The sequence below is a fragment of the Quadrisphaera sp. KR29 genome, from assembly GCF_052644995.1.
The window spans coordinates 32671-54722 of sequence record NZ_JBQXXG010000024.1 but is presented as its reverse complement, the minus strand read 5'-3'; the positions used below and the strand labels follow the sequence as shown (position 1 = coordinate 54722).

Sequence of the window (22052 nt, the reverse complement as noted above, 5' to 3'; positions counted from 1 at the left end):
CTGCGGACCTCGAACGCGCTGGCAGGGGCTCGGCGTGCGCGACGAGAGCACTCGGTCATGTCCGAGAGCGACCGAAAAGTACCTGAAAGTTACAGATTCACTCAAGGGCGTCGTCGTCCGCGCCCGCCGCGCTGCAGCACCTCGCCGCAGCTCCTCGGCGCTGCGGGCCTGACGGCGTCCCCGGCTCTTCGAGCTCTTGCCGGCTCAGCCGCGTCGGCGTAAAGGTCAGGATCTGCACCAGTGACGGCGGCTCGGCAGCAGGCCCACCTGCGACGATCCAGACCACGATGTCGGCGGTGAGTGATGTCGCGACGGCGACCACGGACCTCCGTGCCGTCGAGGCCAGCGGCGGCCAGCTGCGCCAGGTCTCGGACACCGTCACCGGCTTGGATGCTGCTCTGACGGCAGCACCCACGACCCGATGACCCTGCCTTCACGAGCACGCCGCTGATCGTTACCTGGCTGGCGCCTGGCCGACCGTCGCCCACCGGCCATTGCGGCCGCCGTCACGCGTACAGCAGCCAGGGTGAGGCCCACGGCGCCCTGTATCGATGAGCGAATCTTCTCGGACCTGATAGTCGCCGGCGCAGCAACCGCGGCTCGTTCCGGTCGAGATGGTCAGGGGGTCACAGGCGGGCCGGCTTCACATGTCGGGACGCCGGAGCCGCTCTGTTCCGCGACCTGCGCTCATCACTGATCATGAGTGGGCGCCAGCTTCGTGGTGAGAGTGGCTGGACGGCTCGATCTGGAACGTCGAGTGCGTCACGCTGATCGGGAAGTGACCGGCCAGGCACTGCTGCAGCGCGTCCAGCACCTGTGGGGCGTGTCCGTCGTGGAAGCAGGAGTCCTCCACCACCACGTGTGCGCTCAGCACGGGCAACCCCGTGCTGATCTGGCTGGCGTGCAGGTCATGCACGGCCAGCACGTGCTCTTGAGCGAGGAGGTGCTCGCGCACCGCGGCCAGGTCCAAGCCCCGGGGAGTGGACTCCAGCAGCACCTCAGCGCTCTCACGCAGCAGCCGCACCGTGCGCGGGATGATCAGAGCCCCGATGAGCAGGGAGGCGACGGCGTCGGCACGCGTCCAGCCGGTCGTGGCGATCACGACCGCGGCGATGATGACGGCCAGTGACCCGAGTGCGTCGTTGATGACCTCCAGCAGCGCCGCCTTCATGTTCAGCGACCGCAGCGCTGCGGGAGAGGAGCCGCCACCCTCGCCCTCGCCGTTCGAGGAGGAGCCGTGGGCGTGGCTGTGGCCGCCGCGGGTCAGCACCCAGATCGCCACGACGTTGCCCAGCAACCCCACCGCGCCGAACAGGACCATCCCCGAGGAGGCCACCTCCGGTGGCTCGCTGAAGCGGCGGATGGCCTCCACGATGACGAAGACGCCGATGCCCAACAGCGCCACGGCCTGCACGGCGGCGGCGATCACCTCAGCACGCCGGAAGCCCCACGTGCGCGCATCGGTGGCCGGGCGAAGCGCCAAGGTGGCCGCGACCAGAGCGATCGCCAGACCTGCGGCGTCGGTCAAGGCGTGGCCGGCGTCGGCGAGCAGGGCCAAGGAGCCAGTCAGCAGGCCACCGGTCAGGCCCGCTGCGGTGATGGCCACGGTGATGGTCAAGGCGATGGCGAGCCGACGTCGCTGGTCGCAGCCTGCGTGCTGCTCGCCCGCTGCAGCGCTGGAGTGATCGTGGGGCATCAGCAGCACTCCTTCGGAGTCGAGCCGCAGACCAGCGGGTCCACGGCCAGGGTCAGGCGCAGCAGGTCCTCCAGGGCGTGCACGAGACCGGGGGCAACCAGCTCATAGCGCGTGCGCCGGCCTTCTGCGGTGGCCACCACGAGACCGCAGCCGCGCAGGCAGGTCAGGTGGTTGGACAGGCTCTGGCGCGAGGTGCCCAGGGAGGCTGCCAGCTCGGTGGGATACCCGGGACCTTCGCGCAAGGCCAGCAGCAGCCGGGCCCGGGTCGGGTCAGACAGCGCGTGGCCGAAGCGCGCCAGGACATCGGCATGGGTAGCCACCTGCACGCGCCAAATGTACATCGACGCATGTACAAACGGTAGGTCCGGCCGCACCTCCCCCGGGCTCACGAGCCCGTTCCCGGGCCCGTTGCCGAGCCTGTTTCCGAGCCTGTTTCCGAGCCTGATCTCGAGCTCGGGTCCGGGGTGGTCCTGCCATCCGCGTCGTGGCGCGCAGGCGAGCCGGCGGCCAGAGCCGCCAGGTGAGCGTTGTAGGCCTCCAGCTCGGCATCGCCGTGCTCCTCGACGTAGCGATCCCGAGCCGATGCCGCAGCCTCATCGCTGCGCCGCCACCGCACGAAGATGACCACCAGCAGCAGCACCGAAGGGATCTCCCCGTAGGACCACGCCAGACCCCCCGCCACGGCTTGGTCGGCCATCACGTCCACCCCCCATCCGGGCGGTGGGTCGGCGAAGTGGGGAACCAACGGCGTGGAAGCCATCATGATGATCACCCCGAAGAAGGCGTGCAGGAACGCCTCCAGCAGCACCTCCGCGGCCTGGGTCATAGGCGCGTGCACCGCGGGCAGCGGGTCATTGGACAGCACCGGCACGGTGAAGAGCACCCCGGCTGCCAAGAAGGCGACCTCAGCGGCGGTGTGCCCGGCAGGTGAGGACAGCAACACCCCAGCGAGGTCGGTCAGGTACATCCCGTAGAAGCACGCCAGGAACAGCGGCAGGCACACCACCGGGTGCAACAGCACCCTCCCGAGCCTGGAGCGCAGCCCCCACAGCGCTGCGGCGAGCACCGGCCGTCCCAGCACCGCAGCCCGCCCGCGCCGCGGCAGCGCCTTGAGCAGCAACGTCCCAGGACGGCCAAGCACCAGCAGCACGGGCGCTGCCATCATCAGCGTCAGCTGCTGGAACATGAAGATGGAGAAGATGCGGCTGCCATAGACCTCCACCCCGCTCACCGTCACGGCCAGCACCAGCGCACAGCCCGCCATGAAGGACGTCGTGGCCCACACCGACCAGCGCCGGCCGCTGCGCCACAGCTTCACCGCCCCGGCGAAGTAGGCCAGCCCCACCACGCTGATCAGGACGGGCAGCACGTGCAGCCCCCCCGCTGTCAGGCTCAGCAGCGTCTGCAGCGAGGGGCCAGCCGCGGGCAGCTCACCCTCGCCCGACGCCAGCGCCATCACGCGCCCGCCCCACAGGTGCGAGCGAGCGGCCTGGGAGCAGGGGCACAGGCGTCTGCCTCATCCACCACGAGCACCGCATGCAGCAGGGCACACCGTGCAGGGCCAGCCGAGGCAGGCCTGACCACGTCCTCACACCACCGTCTGAAATCCACCGATGACTCCTTGCATCTCAGCCAGCCAGCGGCCCCACAGACCCGTCAACAGCAGCACACCGATCACCACCAGGCCGACCCCTCCTACCCGAGAGATCAGCAAGCGGTGGCGGCGCAGCACCATCAGCAGCCGCTGGCTGCGCCCCACGAAGAGCGCGACCACCAAGAAGGGCACGCCCAGTCCGGCGCAGTAGGCCGCCGTCAGCACAGCCCCTCGCCACGCACTGGCCTGATCGGTGGCCAAGCTCAGCACCGCCGACAGCGTCGGACCGATGCACGGCGCCCACCCCAACCCGAAGACCACCCCCAGCAACGGAGCGCCCGCCAGGCCAGCCGCCGGTCGCCAACGCAGTGAGACCTGCCGCCCCGATCCGGGCAGCACACCCAGGAAGACCAGCCCCATGAGCACGACGACGCCCCCCAGCCAGCGCGAGAGCTGCACCTGATGGCGCTGCAGCTGCTCACCGAGTGCACCGAAGGCAGCACCCAAACCGATGAAGACGACGGCGAAGCCGAGCACGAACAGTCCAGCACCGAGCACGACGCGCCAGCGGCGCCGGTCCTCCAACGCCACCGAGCTCAGACCCGTGACGTAGCTCAGGTAGCCCGGCACCAGAGGCAGCACGCAGGGCGAGGCGAAACTCACCAGTCCAGCGACCCCCGCGACGGTCAAGGCCACGAGCAGCGGTCCGCTCAAGGCGCTCTGGGCGAACTGCGAACCCAGACCCGTCACCGTGGGAACGCTCACGACCGCCCCACCAGGGGCTTGGGCCCGCCGAGGCACCGAGCCGCCGCTGCGCCGCGCGAAGACCCCTCTGCGCACGCACCTCTGTCGTGCCGGCGGCACATCGGCACTGGCTGCGGCCTCGTCATCCGACGCCGACCGGGGTGATGGGCAGCCCCACCCCGAGCCCTCCGACGTTCAGCGACGCCGCAGCGCCAGCCGGTGCCGAGGGCGCCCGGGAAGCAGCATCGTTCGACGTCGGTGCCTGACCAGCTCCAGCGGAAGGCGACACAGAGGACAGACCCGCTACCTGCTCGATCATGCCGCGCAGCACTCCTGGGTCAGCGCGCCCCACGATGCGTCCAGCGGGACGTCCCTGACGGTCCAGCACGATCGTGGTGGGAACCGCCAACGGCGGTACCACCCCGCGCAGCGCGAGCAAGGCCTGTCCGGATCCGGAGTCCATCACGCTGGGATAGGGGACCGAGAACTGCCGCTCGAAGGTGTTCGCTGCTGCGAGTCCGTCCCGGGTGTTGATCCCCACGAAGCGCACGCCTGCCTCGGAGTACTCCCGGGCAGCTGCAGCCAGGTCGGGAGCCTCCACGCGGCAGGGTGCGCAGGCGGCGTACCAGACGTTGATGACCACGACGTGTCCGCGCAGGGCGCTGACGTCGACCGTCGAACCGTCGCTGCCGGGGCCGGTGATCTGCACGGCGTCGGTGCGGTCGGTCTCGGCCACCAGTTCCCAGGTGCCGTCGCCGGCCACGAAGCCCTGCTGGGAGCCGTCATCCCCTTGGACCCCGAGGCCGGCGCAGCTTGAGAGCGTCACGCTCAGTGCCACCAGCCCGGCGCCCCACAGCACCCGAGCCTGCTTGGGTGCTCGACCACGGCGCGCAGCCGGCCCAGCAGCTGACCAGACAGCTGACCGAGCAATTGACCGGGCAGCTGAGCGCCGCATCACCGGGTGGAGCCTCATCGCTGTGGCGATCTTTGAGTGGAGGCTTCCTCGGTCAAGGCCGTGCGCCGCCGTCGGCGCAGGACACTGACCGCGACGGCTACCAAGAGCAGCAGGGCAGCACCACCGGTGAGCAGAGCCCCGCCGGACATCCCCCCGCCGTCGTTCACCCCCGCGGTCGCCGAGACCTGCGGCCTTTCGGCTTGCGGTGAGGCGGAGGCGTCCGCAGCCGATGCCGGGCCGGCGCTGGGATCGCTCGGTGCGCCACCGGTGGCGCCATCGTCAGCATCAGGAGTGCCCGTACCGGCTGCTGCACCACCAGCAGCGGACGATGCGCCACCAGCACCAGCACCAGCACCAGCACCGGCCGCGACGACGAAGCCCAGCTCCCCGGAGACCGGATGCCCATCCGCCGACGTCGCCCTCCAGGCGATGCGGTAGTTCCCCGGGGAAAGGCCCGGCTGCAGCGGCTGGGTCAGGCGGCGCTGGTCCAGCTGGACCTGGCCGGTGGAGACCACCGTGCCCTGCGCATCGGTGACGGCCACCGCCGTGCCCAGCGGCAGAGGAACCTCGTTGAAATCCAGCACCACCTCCGTGGGTGCAACGCTCAGCTGCTCCCCTTCAGCCGGTGAGGTCGACTTCAACGCCCCATGAGCCGCCGCCGGCCCCGCCACGGTGAGCGCGAGAGCCTGCAGCACCACGGCGGCGACGAACGCAGCGACAAGCAGCGGCCCGATCGAGGTGCGCTCGCTGACCTGGAACCGCCTCACGAGTTGTCGCCCTCGGCTTCGGCCAGCGCCTGGTCCAACAACGCGCGGAACTCCTGCTCCGTTGCGGGCTGGATCTTCTCCTCGTTGACGAAGAAGGTCGGGGTGCCCTGCACCCCCAAGGCGATGCCGTCCTCGAAGTCGGAGGCCACCCTGGCCGCGGTGGCCGGATCAGCGACGGCGGCATCGAAGGCGGCCATGTCCAACCCCAGCTCAACAGCCATGGCGCGGAAGACCTCAGGAGTGGGCTGCTGCTGCTCGCCCCACTGCTCCTGGGTCTGGTACATCCGCTGGTACATCGCCTCCAGCTGACCCTGCTCGGATGCGGCCTGAACGGCCACAGCAGCGGGGGTGGAGTTGGCGTGCCCGGGGATGGGGAAGTAGCGGACCACGAAGGTGACGCGCCCGGCGTAGTCCTGCCGCAGCTGCTCCACCAGCGGGTAGGCAGCTCGACACGCCTCGCACTCGAAGTCCAAGAACTCCGTCAGCGTGACCCCGCTGCTGCCCGGCGCGCCCAGGCGGTGGCTGTCCTGGCGCACCACATCAGCGGCTTCGGCCTGCCCGCCGCCCGAGCGGCTGCCCAGCAGAGCCGCACCGAGCACCGCCACCAGCGCCACCACGACGAACACCGACAACCTCACAGCCCTGCGCGCCGACGCTGGGCGAGCAGGCCGTGCCTCCTGGCGCACCTGCGCCTTGCCGACCTTGGTGGCCCTCACATGCGCGGAGGACGCAGCAGCTGTGCCGGCCGCAGTGGATGCCCCGGTTGGACCGGGCCCTCCCTTTGCCTCGGTCGGGGAGCCGGGGGTCGTGGGATCGGTGGTGGCACCCACGTCGTCGGGCTGTGGGTCGGGCGCCGATCCACGAGGCGCTGAGTTGTCCGCAGAGTTCATGACGGAAGTCCTTCGCTGGTGATGGAGCAGGAGGGCCAAGCGGCAGCAGCGCCGCTCGGCGCTGGCCTCGGCGGTCCAGTGGTCAGGTGAAGGTCCAGTGGTCAGGTGAACAGGTAGGACACGACCAGGAACAGGCAGAGGAGCCCGAAAGCCGTGGCGGCGATGGTGAAGCCGGCGCTGTTCAGCCAGTCGATGACGGCGCGGGTACGAGCAGACATGGGAGCTCCTTGCAGACGGGGAACAGCCAGGACGCAGATGGAGGAGGTGCAGCGCTGACCTCAACTCCCGACGTGACGAACTGCCAGGCAAGCCCTCGGATCAGCTGCACGGGTGGTGCCTGGACGACCCAGACACGTGGCGCACGCGAAGTCCACGGCGATGGACCCAGACGATGGGCCCATATCGGTCAGGGCACGGGCACACGGGCACAGCGACGCGACACCTTGCGAGGCGTCGTGGGGGGCAGCCAGCTCTAGCCGGCGCTAGCCGTTAATCGGGAGGAAGAACGATGGGGGCATGCACCAGCGGTGGCGCTTGCCGAGAAGTGATCGTGGCGGCGGTGTTGACTGGCGCACCTGCGCGCGGGGCGACATCCATCAAGACGTCGTGCTCGACGTGCTGATGAGCGCCGCGTGAGCCGTCCTCGCCCTGGTCGTGACCACCGTCAGTCACGCTGGACCCGACTGACGGGTCCGTGAGGTGACTCTCCGGGGACGAGCTGGCAGACGAAGCCGCCGTCTCCGCCATCTCCGCCGTCACCGCCGGCTGCAGGCCAACTGGTGCTGCATCGACGAGGCTGCGCTGCACCCCCATCGCCGCGGCCGCGGAGGCCCGGGCATCGCGGGCGTGGTCGGCGGTGTACGCACCCGCGAGGCAGAAGCTCAACACCGCCAGCACCAGCGCCAACCCTGCCAGCAGCACGCGTCCTGGAAGGGCCTGTCGCACGCCTCGGGCGTCCTCGGCCAGGCCCCCGTGCACAGCGACGGCCAGACGCACTGATGGATCGACTGGTAGGTCGACGTGTGTGCCACCGGATGCCGCGACTGCGGCGACTCGATGGCAACTCACCCTCTCGACGCTACAGCCACCGTCTGGCTCTCCCGCCGCGCGCATGGGCACGCTGCTGCGCGAGTCACACCGGTGAGCGACAGCACACCGACCGGCCGTGGGTCGCTGTGACGCACCGGGCTCAACGAGAGGGTGTGGCACTGGCAGCGCGGCGGTTTGCGTTGTCGGTGCCGGTCACCTCGGCGCCTTCCAGGGTCACGCGGCGTCGTCGGGCCAGGCGCGCCGCGCGGGCGCCGTTGGCGATCACGATGACCTCGGCGACCTCGTGGACGAGCACCACCGCCGCCAGACCCAGCACCCCGAACAGCGCCAGCGGCACCAGCACCACGATGATCGCCAGCGCGAGGGCGATGTTCGCGGTCATGATCGATCGGCCGCGGCGGGCGTGGGCGAACGCGCGGGGCAGCAGGCGCAGGTCGGTGCCGGTGAAGGCCACGTCGGCGGACTCGATCGCGGCGGCCGAGCCGGTCAGGCCCATGGCGATGCCGACGGTGGCAGTGGCCAGGGCGGGGGCGTCGTTGATTCCGTCCCCGACCATCGCCGTCCCACCTCGGGAGGATGCGGTGGGGTGGACGGCGCTGGCCTTGTCCGCCGGGGTCTGCGCAGCGCGCACGTCGGTGATGCCGGCCTGGGATGCCAGGGCGTGAGCGGTGCGGGCGTCGTCCCCGGTCAGCATTGACACCGCCAGGCCCTGCTGGCGCAGCAGGGCGACGGCCTCGGCGGCTTCGGGACGCAGCTCATCGCGCACCCCGATGGCGCCGGTGAGGTGACCGTCGATCTCGACGAGGACGACGGTCATGCCCGCGGCGGTCATCTGCTCGACGTCGCCGGTCAGGGCACCGGGGTCGATCCAGCGGGTGCTGCCCACCCGCACCGCGGTGCCGCCCCAGTGGCCGCTAATGCCCTGGCCGGGGTGCTCGTGCACGTCGGTGGCGTCGGGGAGGGTCGCGCTGTCTGCCTGTTCAAGGGTGGCCGCAGTCAGCAGGGTGTGAGCCAGGGGGTGGGTGCTGCCTGCCTCGATAGCAGCGGCCGCTCGCAGCACCCGGTCCGCAGACGTCCCCGAGGCGCTGCTGGAGATGTTGTAGGAGGTGCTGGCGGCAACGGGGGAGATGGTGGCCACAGCGACCACCTGAGGGGTGCCGCGGGTCAGGGTGCCGGTCTTGTCCAGGTGCACCTGGCGCACCGCGCCGAGGTCCTCGAAGGCCTGCCCGGACTTGATGACCACCCCCAGCTTGCTGGCCGCGCCGATCGCAGAGATCACGGTGACCGGGACCGCGATCGCCATCGCGCAGGGGGAGGCCGCCACCAGCACCACCAGAGCCCGCTGCAGCCACAGTTCCGGCTCGCCGACGAGCACGCCGTACAGCGCCACCAGCGCCGCCAGGGCCAGCACCGCTGGCACCAGGGGTCGGGCGATGCGGTCGGCTAGGCGGGCGCGCTGGCCCTTACGTGCGTGGGCTGCCTCCACCAGGCGCACGATCTGGGTCAGGGAGTTGTCCCGCCCATCGGCGACCGCCCGCAGGCGCAGCGTGCCGGTGCCGTTGACCGACCCGGCCGGGACGGGTTCGCCGGGGCCGACCTCGACGGGGATGGACTCCCCGGTGACAGCGGAGGTGTCCAGGGCTGAGCGGCCGGTCAGGACGACGGCGTCGGTGGCCACGCGCTCACCGGCGGCTAGCAGCAGCACATCCCCGGTGCGCACCTGCACGGCGGGCACTACGTGCTCGCCTGGACTGCCGGTCGGCTGGGCGGGGCGCTCAACCCGTGCGGTCGGTGGGACTAGGGCGAGCAGAGCCCGCAGGCCGTGCTGAGCGCGGTCCATGGCGCGGTCCTCGAGGGCCTCGGCGATGGAGAACAGGAACGCCAGGGCGGCTGCTTCGCCGAGGTGGCCCAGGGCCACCGCGCCCGCGGCGGCGATCGTCATGAGCAGCCCGACCCCAAGACGGCCGCGCACCAGGCGGCGCAGCGCCCCGGGCATGAACGTCCACGCTCCCGCCAGCAGGGCGGCGGCGTTGAGCACGGCCGCGGCGGTCGGGGCGCCGGCGAGGTGGTCCAGCACCAGGGCGGCGGCGACCAGGAGCCCCGAGGCCGCCGGCAGGCGCAGCGCCGATTCGCGCCACCACGGCGGCAGGTCCTCGTGGACAAGTTCAGCGTCGGTAGGGCGGGCCTTGGGGGCGCAGCAGTCATCGAGGTCAGCAGGGCCTGGGCGATCTCTGCGGTCTGCGCCGTCAGTGATGTCGGCGATGTCGGTTAGGTGGGGGGCTGCTTCACCGGAGGTGGCCGGCCCGAGATCCAGGCGTACCCGTGTCGGAGCTGGGGAGCAGCAGTCGCACCCTGGTTCGGTGGTTGTGGTGCTCGTGGTGGCTGGGTCCGCGGGTTGGGCCTGCAGGGAGCCGCTCGGTGGTGCAGATTGCGGCTGGAGGGTGAGCTGGATGCGCTGGCTGGGTCGCTCACTGCGCCGCTGGCTCACTGGCGTGGAGCGGGGCTCGTCCTCACCGCAGCAGGCGCCGCTCACGGTCGGACCCCGGTGGCGTCGGCGGGCTCGGTGCCGTCCGCGACCGGGGCGGCCTGGGGGGTCCTAGCCGTCTCAAGAGCGCCCGGGCCGCAGCACAGCGGGACGTCGCAGTCAGCATCAGCGCAGGGGCGTCCGTCATCGACGGCCAGGACGATGTCAACCAGGGCGGTGAGGGCCTTGACCAGGTGGGGGTCAGCGATCTCGTAGCTGGCCTTGCGACCCTGGGGGGTGACGACCACCAGGCCGCAGCCGCGCAGGCAGGTGAGGTGGTTGGAGACGTTGGAGGGGGTCAGCTGCAGGTCCCGGGCCAGTTGGGCGGGGTTGCAGGGGCCGTCCAGCAGCCGGCTCAGGATGCGGGAGCGGGTCGGGTCGGCCATCGCTCGACCGAGCCGCTGCATCACCTGCAGGCGGGACGCCATCGTCAGCATGTACTGACTGTACAGCGGAGGTTGACCATATGGCCCGTCGGTGGTGCGGCAGGTGGTACCGATCTGGCGGCGTGCCCGGATCGCGTGACCTCCGTGTCGAGGCCACCTGCCCCTCGATGGTCAGCTGAGGTTGTCCGGCGCCAGGCAACACCCCTGGCCACTCATCGCCTCATCGCCTGACCAGTGACCGCCCGACTGCATCGCCGACCAGGGCAGATGCGCGCAGACGCCCTGTCCTACCTGCTCAGAGAGGCGACGGGCGCAGCAGCCAGCGGTTGGGTCCGAAAAGGGTGCTGGAGTAAGCGAGACAGAGACGAGGCCCCGTGGGGCGGCGTCAGTGCCCGCTCCTGTCATGGGAGTCCATGGACCTGCTGCCCGCGGACATGCCGCCGATATTCATGCCGCTCACTTTCGAGCCGCTCATCGAGCCCTGCCCCGAAGGGTCGGACGGACCAAAGACCATCAAGCCGAACACGACGGCCGTCACAAGAATGACGAAGGCCTGGACCATCGTCGCAGCACTGATGCGGGTCACGCCAACTTCATCGGCTGTCGACGAGCAGAACTACACCCCAGGAGCACCCCCGCGCCCGAGAGCGCCGTCGGTTCCACTGCCCGCTCGGAGAATACTGCTGCACGGCTTTCGCGCACACGTGAAGGGCCTGGCCGTCTGATGCCCCTGAAGACTTGTGGCACGAGGACTGGCTTGGGTCGCCTTCGTGGTACCTGCTGCAGGAAGGGCAGGGCGTTGTGGGGCGTCCCCCTCGCGGTCAACCTCTCGATCACAGCACGACTCGTTCGTGAAGTTCCTTGGCGCCCACCTTGGGTCAGAGCGACCCTGTTCATCGGCCCCGAGGTGGGCGCCAAGGTGGGCTCACACGCGCGTGTAGATCACGTCTTCGGTCCAGATCGAGCGCTCACTGACCGACTTGCCTGTGCGCGGGGAGTCCATCATGCGGCCATCGCCGGTGTAAATGCCGACGTGGTAGGGCCGCCCCGCAGCGTTGACGAAGAACACCAGGTCGCCAGGGCGCGCTTCGGACTTGCTGATGCGCGTTGTCGTGGCCAGCTGCTCGGAAGTCGTGCGTGCCAGCGCGATGCCGTTGTCGGCGTAGACGTGCTGGGTGTAGCCCGAGCAGTCGAAGCCGGACGGGCTGGTGCCGCCGAAGCGGTAGGGGGTGCCGATGTACTGGCTCGCGGTGGCCAGGACGGCCCCGCTGTTCAGCACGGGTGCGGCGCTGGCCGGGATCGCGGCACCGGCGACGAGGCCGCCGGACAGTGCGAGGCCGGCGACGAGCCGGGTCAGGGCGCGCTGGTGCTTGCGGGCAGGCTTGAGGGCGGGAGTCATCGACATGTGGGGGTGAGCCTCTCCGACGCCTGCGAGGTGAGCTGTCGGGTTCGGGAGGTGAGGTCCCCCGGCTCGCTAGGCGAGCTTCACCCCGAGGACGCGACGACGCTCCGAAGAGCAGCGCGCCCGGAAGTGGTTCCCCCGTCCCCTGCCACAAGGATGTGTGGACCTCGACCGCGCTGGCAGGGGCTCGGCGTGCGCGTTGAGAGCTCTCGGATGCCCGAAAGTCACCAGAACGTACCCGAAAGCTACTTTTGGTCACAACCTTCCTGGCGCCTGAGCAGCGAGTCTGCCGCTGTGTGGTCCTGCCCAGGGTTCACGGCTCCCTACGGCTCGCGCGCCTCCCACGGGCAGCCTGCGGGCACACGGACTGTCGCCTAGGGCCAAGGCGTGATGTCCACCACGGCGCGTCGCTCACTTGCGCTCGCGCAATTGCTGTGGATGCCCAGGAGGCTGGACGGGGTGCTGGGCGGAGGGATCCTGCAGCGCCTCCCCCATAAGCAGCACAGCAGCCAGGGCAGCGCCAAAGGTCAGCCACACATCGGCAAGGTTGCCGATGAAGAGGTGTCCGTAGGTCAGGAAGTCGGTGACGTGTCCCTGCCCGAAGCGGGGAGGGGCAAGCAGCCGATCAAGCAGGTTGCCGGTCACGCCGCCCCACAGCAGACCGGTCGCCAGCGCCCATCCCCTCGAAGGGGCCCACAGCGCTGCCCGCGTCAAGGCCAAGAAGGCCAAGCCAGCCGCGACCGTCAGGAGCCACGTGCTGCCTGACCCCAGCCCCAAGACAGACCCCGGGTTGAAGGACAGCTGCAGCCCGAGGAAGTCACCCAACAATGGCTCGCGCGCCGAGCCGTCCAGCGTGCGCTCGGCCACTGCCTTGGTGACCTGGTCCAGGCCAGCGGCCGCAGCTGCCACTAGCAGGGCCAGGAGCCATCGCCGAGGACGCCGGCCAGCGTCAGCGCTCACTGGATCCCCACCAGCGCAGGTCGATCAGGACCTTGAAAGCGCTCGAGGTGCATGGACGGCGCGCTCTCAACCGATACCAGCGTAGGAGTGGTTGCCCGGGAAGACCGTGTTGACCACGCCGTAGTTGATCATCAGGCAGGCGAAGCCGGCCATGGACAGGTACGCCGCGCGACGCCCGTTCCAGCCACCGGTGGCCCGGGCGTGCAGGTAGGCGGCGTAGACCACCCAGATGATGAAGGTCCACACCTCCTTGGGGTCCCAGTTCCAGTACCGGCCCCAGGCGACCTCGGCCCAGATCGCGCCCGCCACCAGCGTGAACGCCCACAGCGGGAACGAGATGGCGATGAGGCGGTAGGAGAGCTTCTCCAGGTCGGCGGCGCTGGGGAGCGCCTCCATGAAGCGGCCGGCACCCGGGGTGGCGCCGGCGGCGCGCTGCGCCTCGCGGCGCTCCTGCACCAGCTGCAGCACGGTGGTGGAGAAGGCCAGCACGAACAGCGCCGAGCTCACGAACGCCACCGACACGTGGATGATCAGCCAGTAGCTCTGCAGCGCGGGCACCAGCGGCGCGGAGTCGGTGTAGAGGACGGCGACGGCCAGGCCCAGGCTCAGGAGCACGGGGGCCAGCACGAAGGTGGAGAGCCAGCGCACGTCGCGCCGCGTGAGCACCAGCAGGTAGACGAGGACGACGACGGAGGTGCCCGTCACGGAGAACTCGTACATGTTGCCCCAGGGCGCCCGGTGCGCCGAGAGACCGCGGGTGACCACGCCGCCGAGGTGCAGCAGCAGCGCCAGCACCGTCAGCGAGGTGGCGATGCCGGCCGCCTTGCGGGGGGCGCCGTCCTCGGCGAGGGGCACCGGCTCCTGCGTGGCGGAGGTGCGCACCACCGGACCGGCAGCACCGGCCCCGACGACCGCCGGCTGGCGCGACGCCGCCTGCAGCGCCTGCCTGCCCTGCTGCTTGCGGCGGTTCCTCGCCGTGGCGCGCTCGCCGAGGCCGGCGAGGTCCATGGCGCTGGCGCCGAGGGCCAGGGTGTACACGGCCATGGCCGAGTAGACGAGGGAGTTGCTGGCCGAGGCCAGGGTCTCGTCGACGCTCACGGCTCCTCCTGTCGCGGGGGCTTGTCGGACGGGGTCTGGTCAGTGTCTCGGGCGGGCAGGCGCGCGAGCACGGCGGACAGGACCGCGTCGGCCTCGCCGGCCAGGCCGTGGTCCTCGCTGCGCGCCAGGGCGCCGACCTCGAGCAGCGTCCGGCCCTGCGCGGCGTCACCGGTGGCGGGTGCTGCCCGCACCCAGACGCGCCGCCGCGGGACGAAAAGCGACGCGGTCAGGCCGACGATGGCCAGCAGGGAGAAGGTCAAGGCCATTGCGCGCGCCGGGTCGTGGCGCACGGTGAAGCCCGCGAACCTGTCGATCCTGTCCAGCGTCACCGAGCCGAGTCCGTTCGGCAGGTCATAGGTGTCACCGGGCTTCATCGAAAAGCGCAGTGGCTGCCCGTCCACGTCGGTCACGCGCTGCATGCGCGAGGTGTCCAGCTCGTAGACGTTCTGCGGTACACCATCGTCCAGACCGAGATCACCGGTGTAGGCGAAGAAGAGGACCTCGGGGTTGCGCAGATCGGGGAAGGTCGAGACGGGAGGCCCGGACGAGTCCTCGGAAGCTGTCGGCAGGAGCAGACCCTGCAGGCCGAGATCGCCGGCCGGGTCGGAAACCCTCACCACACCGGTGGAGGTGTAGTTGGCGTCCTGCACCAAGAACGGTGTGCCCTGGTCGAAGACGACCTCCCCGGCGCCGTTGCGCACGGTGATGACCGGGGCGTAGCCGTTCCCGGCGAGGTACACCGACGCCCCGCCGGCGCGCAGGGGCTCGTTGACGCGGATCTTCTCCTGCCGCGGTGCCTGTCCAGGGGCGTCGGTGACGGTGACGTCCGCCTCGAAGCTGCGGGGGGCGCCGAACTGGTTGCCGCTGGAGTCTTCGTCGAAGGCGACGCGCAACGCGTTCAGAGCGAAGGAGAACGGCGGGAGAGCGGAGCCGTCGACGTAGGCACCCGGGTCCCAGCTGTCGTAGGCGGTGACCTGGTTGGTGTACGCCTGCCCCTGCTGGACGATCACCTGGGCGCGGTAGCCGTACAGGCCGCCGATGCCCACGGCGATGAGCACCCCCACCAGGGCCAGGTGGAAGAGCAGGTTGCCGCTTTCTCGGAGCTCTCCGCGCTGCCCTGCCATAGACGGGCCGTGGCGGTCGTCGCCGAAGTCCGCGGTGCGGTACCGGCGGCTGCGCAGGACGTCTTGGGCGACGCGCAGCACGTCACCGGGAGCGGCATCGACCTCGACGGTGCGGTGCTCAGGCAACCGTGACAGGCGTGCCGGGGTGCGCGGAGGGGCCTGGCGCAAGTTGGCCACGTGCACCTTGGTGCGCGGCAGCACGCAGCCGACCAGGCTGATGAACAGCAGCAGGTAGACCGCGGAGAACCACGGCGAGGAGTAGACGTCGAACAGGCTGAGCCGGTCCAGCCATGGCGCAGAGTCGGGGTTGTCCTGGAAGTACTGGGCCACGGCGACCTGGTCGATGTTGCGCTGGGGGAACAGCGAGCCGGGCACCGCCAGCACCGCGAGCAGCATCAGCAGCAGCAGCGCCGTGCGCATGCTCGTGAGCTGACGCCAGGTCCAGCGGGCCCAGCCCACCAGACCGAGCCCTGCGGGGCGATCACTGCCCGGCGGCTCGGGCAGGGCCGGGCGGCGCTCTTGGACGCTCGTCATCACACCACCGTCTCGAAGGCACCGATGCTGCCCTGCAGAGCCAGCAGCCACTGCGTCCACAGGCCGCTGACCAGCAACACGCCAACCGCGACGAGCGCGGCGCCACCGACGCGGGTGATGGTCAAGCGCCGTCGGCGCACCCAGTCCAGGGCCCTCGTCGATCGTCCCAGTCCGAGCGCGACGAGCACGAACGGCAGCCCCAAGCCCAGGCAGTAGGCCACTGACAGCAGCACCCCGCGCGAGGCGGTGGCGGCATCGGTGGCCAGAGCCAGCACCACCGCCAGCGTCGGCCCCATGCACGGTGCCCACCCCAACCCGAAGGTCGCTCCCAGCAGCGGCGCTCCGGCCAAGCCTGCTGCCGGGCGCCATCGCACCTTCGCCTCCCCGCGCAGACCGGGCACGAGGCCGAGGAAGGCTAGCCCCATGAGGACGACGACGACGCCCATCCACCGGGTCAGCTGCAGCTGGTGACTCACCAGGAAGGCACCCAGAGCCCCGAACGCTGCGCCGGCAGCGACGAAGACCGCCGAGAAACCGAGCACGAAGAGCACCGAGCCGAGCAGCAGCCTGCCGCGGCGCTGGCGCCCGAGGTCAACACCGGTCAGGCCGGTGACGTAGCCCAGATAGCCCGGCACCAGCGGTAGCACGCACGGGGAGGCGAAGCTGACGACGCCCGCCACAGCCGCGACGAGCGCGGCCACCACCAGCGGACCGCCGCCTGCCAGCTGCTGGAAGAGATCAGCCGCGCTCACGCGCCACCGCTGACGGTCGCTGCGCCACCGGAGCTGCCGGCGCCGTCGGCTCGGCCACTGCGGACCTCATCGATCATGCCGCGCAGCACGCTCTCCTCCACGCGGCCGACCGCTCGTGCTGCCGGACGCCCCTCGGCGTCGAGCACGAGCGTGGAAGGCACGGCCTGCGGCGGGATGGTGCCGCGCAGCGACAGCAGCGCTTGGCCAGAGCCCGCGTCCAGGACACTGGAGTAGGGGATGGCGAACTCCTTCTCGAAGGTGTTCGCCACCGCTTGACCGTCACGGGTGTTCAGCCCGAGGAAGCGCACGTCTGGGGTCTGTGAGGCGACCCGGGCCAGGTCAGGCGCCTCCAGGCGGCACGGCGCGCACGCCGCGTACCAGACGTTGATCACTACCACCTGACCGCGCCAGTCGCCGACGTCCACGGTGTCGCCGTGTGTGGTTGTTCCGCTGAGCTGGACCGGTTCGCCCCGCTCGGCCGCGGGCAGCAGGGTCACGTCACCGTTGCCGGAGACGTAGCCCTGCTGGTTGCCCGAGTCCTGGCCGGGCTGGCCCAGTCCCGAGCAGCCTGCCAGCGCTGCTGTGGGTGCAGCGAACGCTCCGACTAGAAGCGCCCGACGCGTCAGGGGCCGGCGCGTGCGTCCAGCGCTCATGCCTGTGCGCCTCTGTCGTCACCGTCGCTGGCACCGCCGTGGCGAAGGGAGCTCAACACCAGCAGGCCCGCTCCGACGACGATGGCGGTGTCTGCGAGGTTGAAGGTCGGAAACCAGCCGCTGTGCAGATAGTCGGTGACGACCCCGTCACGGCCGCGGTCCACCACGTTGGCCACTGCGCCCCCCAGGACCAGGGCGAGTGCGCCGAGGCGTCCTCGGTCAGGGGTCGCTGCGGTGCGCCAGGCGAACACTGCGACGGCCACAGTGATGAGCGCGGTGACGGCCAGGACGATCCCAGCCGGAGCGCTCGCCCCCACGGAGAAGGCCACCCCGGGATTGTAGGCCAGGCGCAGGTCCACCGGCCCCAGCGGAACCACCCGGCCTTGCAGCGCGCTCTGCGCCCACGCCTTGGCGCTCAGGTCAACAGCGACGACCGATGCTGCGATGGTTCCCGCCACGACCCGCCGCAGGAATGCCGCGCTGGTCCGAGCAGAGCCGCCGGCCGAAGTGTCGACGCTCATCACCACGCTCGCTGCCGGCGCTGACCGGTCAGACGGCGGGGCGTCACGCGCCCAGCACCACTGCTGAGCGCTGTCTCACTCACCGGGCTGCCCGAGCCCAGCAGGGACCAGTGCGCAGCTCTCGGGCGCCGAGTCCGCGTAGGAGGGGCACAGCGCCACGGCGTTCCCCGTCGCCTGCAGGAGGGCCTCAGCAGCGATCAGCAGGTCCATCAACTCAGGGCGAGTCAGGTGGTACACCGAGGCCCGCCCTTGTGGACGGAAGTCCACCAGGCCGCACTCACGAAGGCACGCCAGGTGGTTGGACACCGTGGACTGTCCCAGTCCTAGTGCTGTGGACAGGTCCACCACGCGCGCTTCCCCGCGAGCCAGCTCACGCACCAACGACAGGCGTGTGGGGTCTCCGAGCCCCCGGAAGAGCGCGGCAGCCGGAGCCAGCACTGCACGGTCCGTCCCATGACCAGGCGTGGCTATCATCTGCATGCACTGATGTTACATGTACTGCTTGATGACTCGGCGGGCAGCAACATCACCTTGATCATCGAAAGGTACGTCTATGACCCTCGCCGTCTCCGCCTTGCAGGCCGTCGGGTTGTTCCTGGTGACCAACATCGACGACATCATCGTGCTGTCACTCTTCTTCGCCCGCGGCGCTGGAGCCCCGGGCACCACGTTCAAGATCACAGTTGGTCAGTACCTCGGCTTCGGCGCCATCTTGGTGACCTCCATCCTCATCGCTCTTGGCGCCGGCGCCTTCCTGCCCGAAGGAGTCATTCCCTACTTCGGGCTCATCCCGCTGCTCATCGGCCTGCGCGCCGCCTGGCAGGCCTGGCGCAACCGTGACGACGACGATGATGATGATGACGACGACCCCGGCAGGGCCGTGGCCATCTGGAGCGTGGCCGCTGTCACCTTCGCCAACGGCGGGGACAACATCGGCGTCTACGTCCCGGTCTTCTTGGCCGTCGGCCCGGCCGCGATCACCGCCTACGTGGTGGTCTTCCTCGCCCTGGTCGCCGTGCTGGTCCTGGCCGCCCGCTACATCGCCACCCGCCGACCGATCGCCGAGGTCCTCGAGCGGTGGGAGCACATCCTGTTCCCGCTCGTGCTGATCGTTCTCGGCGTGGTGATCCTGGTCGAAGGTGGCGCTTTCGGCCTTTGAGCACGCGAGCAGCGGTAGGGCGCACCCGCCCTTGACGCTGGCCTGGCAGCTGCAGGCGGTCGGACAGGGATCGGCGCGCGGTCGCTGCACCCTGCGAGCACACCGATCGATCATGCAGCGCGCGCACCTCGTTCAGCCCTCAGTCCACCTGAGGGCGGCTAGCCATGCGCTCGCATCCATTGCAGCGCCAGTCCGTCCACGAGAGGAGCACCTCAGGTGCAGTGGTGGCACGCCGTCCTGTTGGGAGCTGTGGAAGGGGTCACCGAGTTCCTTCCGGTCTCCTCTACCGGGCACTTGACAATCCTGGAGAAGCTGCTGGGCTACAGGGTCAACGATCCCGACGTCACCGCCTTCACCGTCATCATCCAGATCGGCGCGGTGCTGGCGACGTTGCTGTACCTGCGCCGCGACCTCATCCGCCTCATCGCTGCTGTTCTGGACGGGCTGCGCTACTCCCAGGCCCGCCACAACGCCGACTGGCGGATGGCGGTCGGCGTCATCGTCGGCTCCCTGCCCATCGGGATCGTCGGGTTCCTCTTCTCCGACCTCATCGAGACCACCCTGCGCAGCCTGTGGGTGGTGGGCATCGCGCTCATCGGGTGGAGCGTCGTCATGCTCTACGCCGACCGCACCGCCAGCCAGAACAAGCCCGAGAGCGCGGTGACCTGGCGCGACACCCTCGCCATCGGCCTGGTGCAGTGCCTGGCGCTGGTCCCGGGCGTCTCCCGCTCGGGCGCCACCATGTCGATCGGCCTGCTTCGCGGCCTGGACCGCGTCACCGTCACCCGGCTGTCCTTCTTCCTGTCCATCCCCGCGCTGGCCGCGGCCAGCGTCTACCAGAGCGTCAGCGCCGCGCCGCAGATCTCCAGCGGCATCGGCTGGGGCCCAACGCTGCTGGCCACCCTCGTCAGCTTCGTGGTCGCCTACCTCACCGTGGACTGGCTACTGAAGTTCATCGCCCGCCACAGCTACTCGCTGTTCATCGCCTACCGCATCATTGCGGGATCGCTGGTCCTAGCCCTGGTGGGCACCGGCGTGGTGGCCGCCACGTGAAGCGGGACACCCGAGGACGGCGCAACCTGCCACGACGATCACCGCTCAGCGCTGATGCGAGGGGCTGCGGTCAAGGACGGGCCCCGCGCGACCACCGCGGGCACGCTCGCCCACGGGCTGCAGCGGCGTGCATGCAAGACGTCCGTGACGGCCAGGGTGCCGTGCGCATCAGGAACTGACGCCCGCCGTGGAGATCACTCGGCTGGGATCCCGGGATCGATCCCGGCTGGTCCCTCACGGCGCATCACTGACGATCACGCCGTGGGACCACGAGATGGCACACCGACGGGCCCTGCTCGGGTGGGCGTCCAGCAAGCGAAAGGGTGACGACATCAACGTCTTGCGACGACACGGCGCGCGTGGCTCGAGGACACGCTGGAGTGGTCCGGCCGGTGACCGTGTCGGGGGTCCTGTTGCCGGTCTCGTCCGTGCTTTTGGGTGGACGTCGGCACCGTTATGGTCGGCAACATCGCTGCTCACGGGTGTCTTGGTGTGGTTCTTGTCCGCCCCCCCGCGCTCGTGGTGGTGGTGCCTGCCTGCGGGGTCACTGCTGGTGGTGATGGGGCTGGACGGTCTGCGGGGCCGAAGTCGCGCATGGAGCTGTTGGGTTGCTGGATGGCTGTGGGCGACGGCGTCGCTGTGGTGGTTGACCGAGATCACGGTGATCGGGTACGTCGCAGCCAGCGTTGTCATCGGCAGCCTGCTCACCCTTGCGCTGCGGTTGGCGGCCCCTCCGGGGCGACTGCCCCGCCCCGCCAGCCGGTCCACCACTGGCCCTGGGCGGCGTGTGCCCCTCGGGGGAACTGGCCGGACAACCGCGGCAGATCTGGTGCGCGACTACGGGGCCTTACCTGCCTGCATGGCCCTGCTGGAGATGGTGCTGGCGCGCTTTCCGCTGCAGGGGTTCCCCCTGCCGGCCCTGTCGCTGGGGCAGGCCTCAGGCCCGTTCGCGGTGGCCGCTGCGTGGGGTGGGGCACCGTTGGTGACCTTGGTGTCGGTGGCCAGCGGTGTCGCACTGGCTCGTGTGCTGCAGACGGGGTGGGCCGAGCGGGCGGGCCATCGAGCAGTCCGCGTCAGCCCAGCGCCCGCCAGGACGCGAGACCATCACCGCACCGGTGGTCGCTGGCTCCTGTCAGCGGGGAAGCGGTCACTGCCGTCCTTGGCGGTTCTCGCAGCTGCAGCCTTGGTGCTGGCAACACCGATCGCGCTGGGCGCGCAGGTGCACTCCCAGAGCAACGGGCAGCTGCACCTGTCCCTGGTCCAAGGCGGTGGGCCGCGTGGACTGCGAGCTGTCTTCAGCGATCCGAACCAGGTGACGCAGCGTCACCTGGTCTTGGCGGAGGACTTGGGCGACGACATCGCGACCGGGAAGGTACCGCCGGTGGACCTGGTGCTGCTGCCGGAGAACGTCTTGAGCGTGTCCGGTCCGGTCGCCAGCGCACCGCAACAGCGTCGTGTCGCCGCCCTGGCCGAGCGCCTGCGCGCTGCGGTGGTGGTGGGGGTGGTGGAGACGGCTTCGACCACCTTCCGCAATGCAGCAGTGCTGTGGGACGGCGAAGGGCGCATCGTGGGGCGCTACGAGAAGGAGCACCGGGTTCCCTTCGGTGAGTACCTGCCTGCGAGGGCTCTGCTGTCGCGCATCTCCTCAGCCGGGACCCTGGTGCCACGCGATGCGCTGGTCGGGGTGGGAACAGCCGCCCTGGACGTCCCTACCGCACGAGGAACGGTCCGGCTCGGCACGGTGATCTCATATGAGGGGTTCTTCGCCGACCGGGTACGAGAGGCGGTGCAGGCGGGAGGCCAGGCGATCCTGGTGCCCACCAACGCTGCGTCCTACTCCTACGATGTCGTCCCTGCGCTGCAGCTCGCAGCCGCCCAGCTACGGGCCCGGGAAAGCCATCGCACGGTGGTGCAGAGCGCCCCCACCGGGTACAGCGCGATCGTCGACGCTGACGGCCAGATCGTCCAGACCAGCGATCTGGGTAGAGCGCAGGTGCTGACGGCCACGGTGGATCTGCACGAGGGTCAGACGCCCTACATCCGCTGGGCTGACCTACCGGTGTTCGCCTTCTGCCTGGTGGTCATGGTCATGGTCAGCCTGAGAGTCCGCCTGCGGGATTCCCGCTCTGCACCCCCAGCTGGCAATCCGAACGGCGAAAGCTCTCACGGACAACATCAGACACTTTGATC

General features: G+C 70.2%; 22 protein-coding genes, 1 pseudogene and 1 riboswitch. Of the genes and pseudogenes, 4 read left to right on the top strand and 19 right to left on the bottom strand.

Annotated elements, in window-relative coordinates; translation table 11 throughout:
- Nucleotides 1–296: 296 nt before the first annotated feature.
- The gene (locus ACUN9U_RS16880; RefSeq protein ID WP_255472631.1) at nucleotides 297–425 is read left to right on the top strand and encodes a hypothetical protein; all 129 of its coding nucleotides are present in this window, start codon (nucleotides 297–299) and stop codon (nucleotides 423–425) included.
- A 272-nt stretch (nucleotides 426–697) separates the two neighbouring features.
- Here the strand turns inward: ACUN9U_RS16880 and ACUN9U_RS16875 are convergent, their stop codons facing one another.
- The 19 genes and pseudogenes from ACUN9U_RS16875 to ACUN9U_RS16785 form a co-directional block, all read right to left on the bottom strand.
- On the bottom strand, nucleotides 698–1696 hold the full coding sequence (locus ACUN9U_RS16875) for a cation diffusion facilitator family transporter (RefSeq protein ID WP_139713914.1): 999 nt from the start codon (nucleotides 1694–1696) through the stop codon (nucleotides 698–700).
- Nucleotides 1696–2037 carry an ArsR/SmtB family transcription factor gene (locus ACUN9U_RS16870; protein ID WP_139713941.1) on the bottom strand — a complete coding sequence of 114 codons (342 nt, stop codon included), beginning with the start codon at nucleotides 2035–2037 and terminating at the stop codon, nucleotides 1696–1698. Before ACUN9U_RS16870 ends, ACUN9U_RS16875 begins: the two co-directional genes overlap by 1 nt.
- 44 nt (nucleotides 2038–2081) lie before the next feature.
- Entirely contained in the window at nucleotides 2082–3152 is a 1071-nt protein-coding gene (locus ACUN9U_RS16865; protein WP_139713940.1) for a cytochrome c oxidase assembly protein, read from the bottom strand.
- A gap of 132 nt (nucleotides 3153–3284) precedes the next feature.
- A complete protein-coding gene (locus tag ACUN9U_RS16860) occupies nucleotides 3285–4055 on the bottom strand; it encodes a cytochrome c biogenesis CcdA family protein (protein ID WP_255472634.1) in 771 nt (256 codons plus the stop codon).
- A gap of 121 nt (nucleotides 4056–4176) precedes the next feature.
- Nucleotides 4177–4893: a TlpA family protein disulfide reductase gene (locus tag ACUN9U_RS16855; RefSeq protein WP_218974816.1), complete on the bottom strand. Its 717-nt coding sequence runs from the start codon at nucleotides 4891–4893 to the stop codon at nucleotides 4177–4179.
- A gap of 110 nt (nucleotides 4894–5003) precedes the next feature.
- Nucleotides 5004–5756: a copper resistance CopC family protein gene (locus tag ACUN9U_RS16850; RefSeq protein WP_139713913.1), complete on the bottom strand. Its 753-nt coding sequence runs from the start codon at nucleotides 5754–5756 to the stop codon at nucleotides 5004–5006.
- Nucleotides 5753–6382, bottom strand: coding sequence for a DsbA family protein (locus ACUN9U_RS16845; protein WP_257571117.1), 630 nt, complete (start codon nucleotides 6380–6382; stop codon nucleotides 5753–5755). The genes ACUN9U_RS16850 and ACUN9U_RS16845 overlap by 4 nt, the downstream gene beginning before the upstream one ends.
- A 753-nt stretch (nucleotides 6383–7135) precedes the next feature.
- Nucleotides 7136–7567, bottom strand: coding sequence for a hypothetical protein (locus ACUN9U_RS16840; protein WP_139713911.1), 432 nt, complete (start codon nucleotides 7565–7567; stop codon nucleotides 7136–7138).
- Between the two features lie 268 nt (nucleotides 7568–7835).
- Nucleotides 7836–9773 carry a heavy metal translocating P-type ATPase gene (locus tag ACUN9U_RS16835; protein ID WP_445486153.1) on the bottom strand — a complete coding sequence of 646 codons (1938 nt, stop codon included), beginning with the start codon at nucleotides 9771–9773 and terminating at the stop codon, nucleotides 7836–7838.
- Nucleotides 9774–10306: 533 nt separating this feature from the next.
- Nucleotides 10307–10657, bottom strand: a pseudogene (gene cmtR / locus ACUN9U_RS16830) (Cd(II)/Pb(II)-sensing metalloregulatory transcriptional regulator CmtR); the annotation flags it as partial.
- Between the two features lie 334 nt (nucleotides 10658–10991).
- A complete protein-coding gene (locus tag ACUN9U_RS16825) occupies nucleotides 10992–11192 on the bottom strand; it encodes a hypothetical protein (RefSeq protein ID WP_445486152.1) in 201 nt (66 codons plus the stop codon).
- Nucleotides 11193–11531: 339 nt separating this feature from the next.
- Nucleotides 11532–12011 carry a C40 family peptidase gene (locus ACUN9U_RS16820; RefSeq protein ID WP_139713908.1) on the bottom strand — a complete coding sequence of 160 codons (480 nt, stop codon included), beginning with the start codon at nucleotides 12009–12011 and terminating at the stop codon, nucleotides 11532–11534.
- Between the two features lie 7 nt (nucleotides 12012–12018).
- Nucleotides 12019–12181, bottom strand: a riboswitch (cyclic di-AMP (ydaO/yuaA leader).
- Nucleotides 12182–12419: 238 nt separating this feature from the next.
- Nucleotides 12420–12917, bottom strand: a complete 498-nt coding sequence (locus ACUN9U_RS16815; RefSeq protein ID WP_222710995.1) for a signal peptidase II — start codon at nucleotides 12915–12917, stop codon at nucleotides 12420–12422.
- 117 nt (nucleotides 12918–13034) lie between these two features.
- The gene (ccsB, locus tag ACUN9U_RS16810) at nucleotides 13035–14012 is read right to left on the bottom strand and encodes a c-type cytochrome biogenesis protein CcsB (RefSeq protein WP_139713935.1); all 978 of its coding nucleotides are present in this window, start codon (nucleotides 14010–14012) and stop codon (nucleotides 13035–13037) included.
- Nucleotides 14013–14062: 50 nt separating this feature from the next.
- On the bottom strand, nucleotides 14063–15724 hold the full coding sequence (gene resB / locus ACUN9U_RS16805) for a cytochrome c biogenesis protein ResB (protein WP_445486151.1): 1662 nt from the start codon (nucleotides 15722–15724) through the stop codon (nucleotides 14063–14065).
- The gene (locus tag ACUN9U_RS16800; protein ID WP_180357952.1) at nucleotides 15724–16476 is read right to left on the bottom strand and encodes a cytochrome c biogenesis CcdA family protein; all 753 of its coding nucleotides are present in this window, start codon (nucleotides 16474–16476) and stop codon (nucleotides 15724–15726) included. Before ACUN9U_RS16800 ends, resB begins: the two co-directional genes overlap by 1 nt.
- Complete coding sequence (locus tag ACUN9U_RS16795; RefSeq protein WP_139713906.1) at nucleotides 16473–17129, bottom strand: TlpA family protein disulfide reductase; 657 nt, start codon at nucleotides 17127–17129, stop codon at nucleotides 16473–16475. The genes ACUN9U_RS16800 and ACUN9U_RS16795 overlap by 4 nt, the downstream gene beginning before the upstream one ends.
- The gene (gene lspA / locus ACUN9U_RS16790) at nucleotides 17126–17650 is read right to left on the bottom strand and encodes a signal peptidase II (protein WP_139713905.1); all 525 of its coding nucleotides are present in this window, start codon (nucleotides 17648–17650) and stop codon (nucleotides 17126–17128) included. Before lspA ends, ACUN9U_RS16795 begins: the two co-directional genes overlap by 4 nt.
- A gap of 75 nt (nucleotides 17651–17725) precedes the next feature.
- Nucleotides 17726–18130: an ArsR/SmtB family transcription factor gene (locus ACUN9U_RS16785; protein WP_222710997.1), complete on the bottom strand. Its 405-nt coding sequence runs from the start codon at nucleotides 18128–18130 to the stop codon at nucleotides 17726–17728.
- 73 nt (nucleotides 18131–18203) lie between these two features.
- On the opposite strand from ACUN9U_RS16785, the gene ACUN9U_RS16780 reads away from it, so the two are divergent.
- The 3 genes from ACUN9U_RS16780 (at nucleotide 18204) to lnt (ending at nucleotide 22050) form a co-directional block, all read left to right on the top strand.
- On the top strand, nucleotides 18204–18809 hold the full coding sequence (locus tag ACUN9U_RS16780; RefSeq protein WP_139713904.1) for a cadmium resistance transporter: 606 nt from the start codon (nucleotides 18204–18206) through the stop codon (nucleotides 18807–18809).
- 240 nt (nucleotides 18810–19049) lie between these two features.
- On the top strand, nucleotides 19050–19862 hold the full coding sequence (locus ACUN9U_RS16775) for an undecaprenyl-diphosphate phosphatase (protein WP_445486158.1): 813 nt from the start codon (nucleotides 19050–19052) through the stop codon (nucleotides 19860–19862).
- A gap of 274 nt (nucleotides 19863–20136) precedes the next feature.
- Nucleotides 20137–22050: an apolipoprotein N-acyltransferase gene (lnt, locus tag ACUN9U_RS16770; RefSeq protein ID WP_445486157.1), complete on the top strand. Its 1914-nt coding sequence runs from the start codon at nucleotides 20137–20139 to the stop codon at nucleotides 22048–22050.
- Nucleotides 22051–22052: the final 2 nt, after the last annotated feature.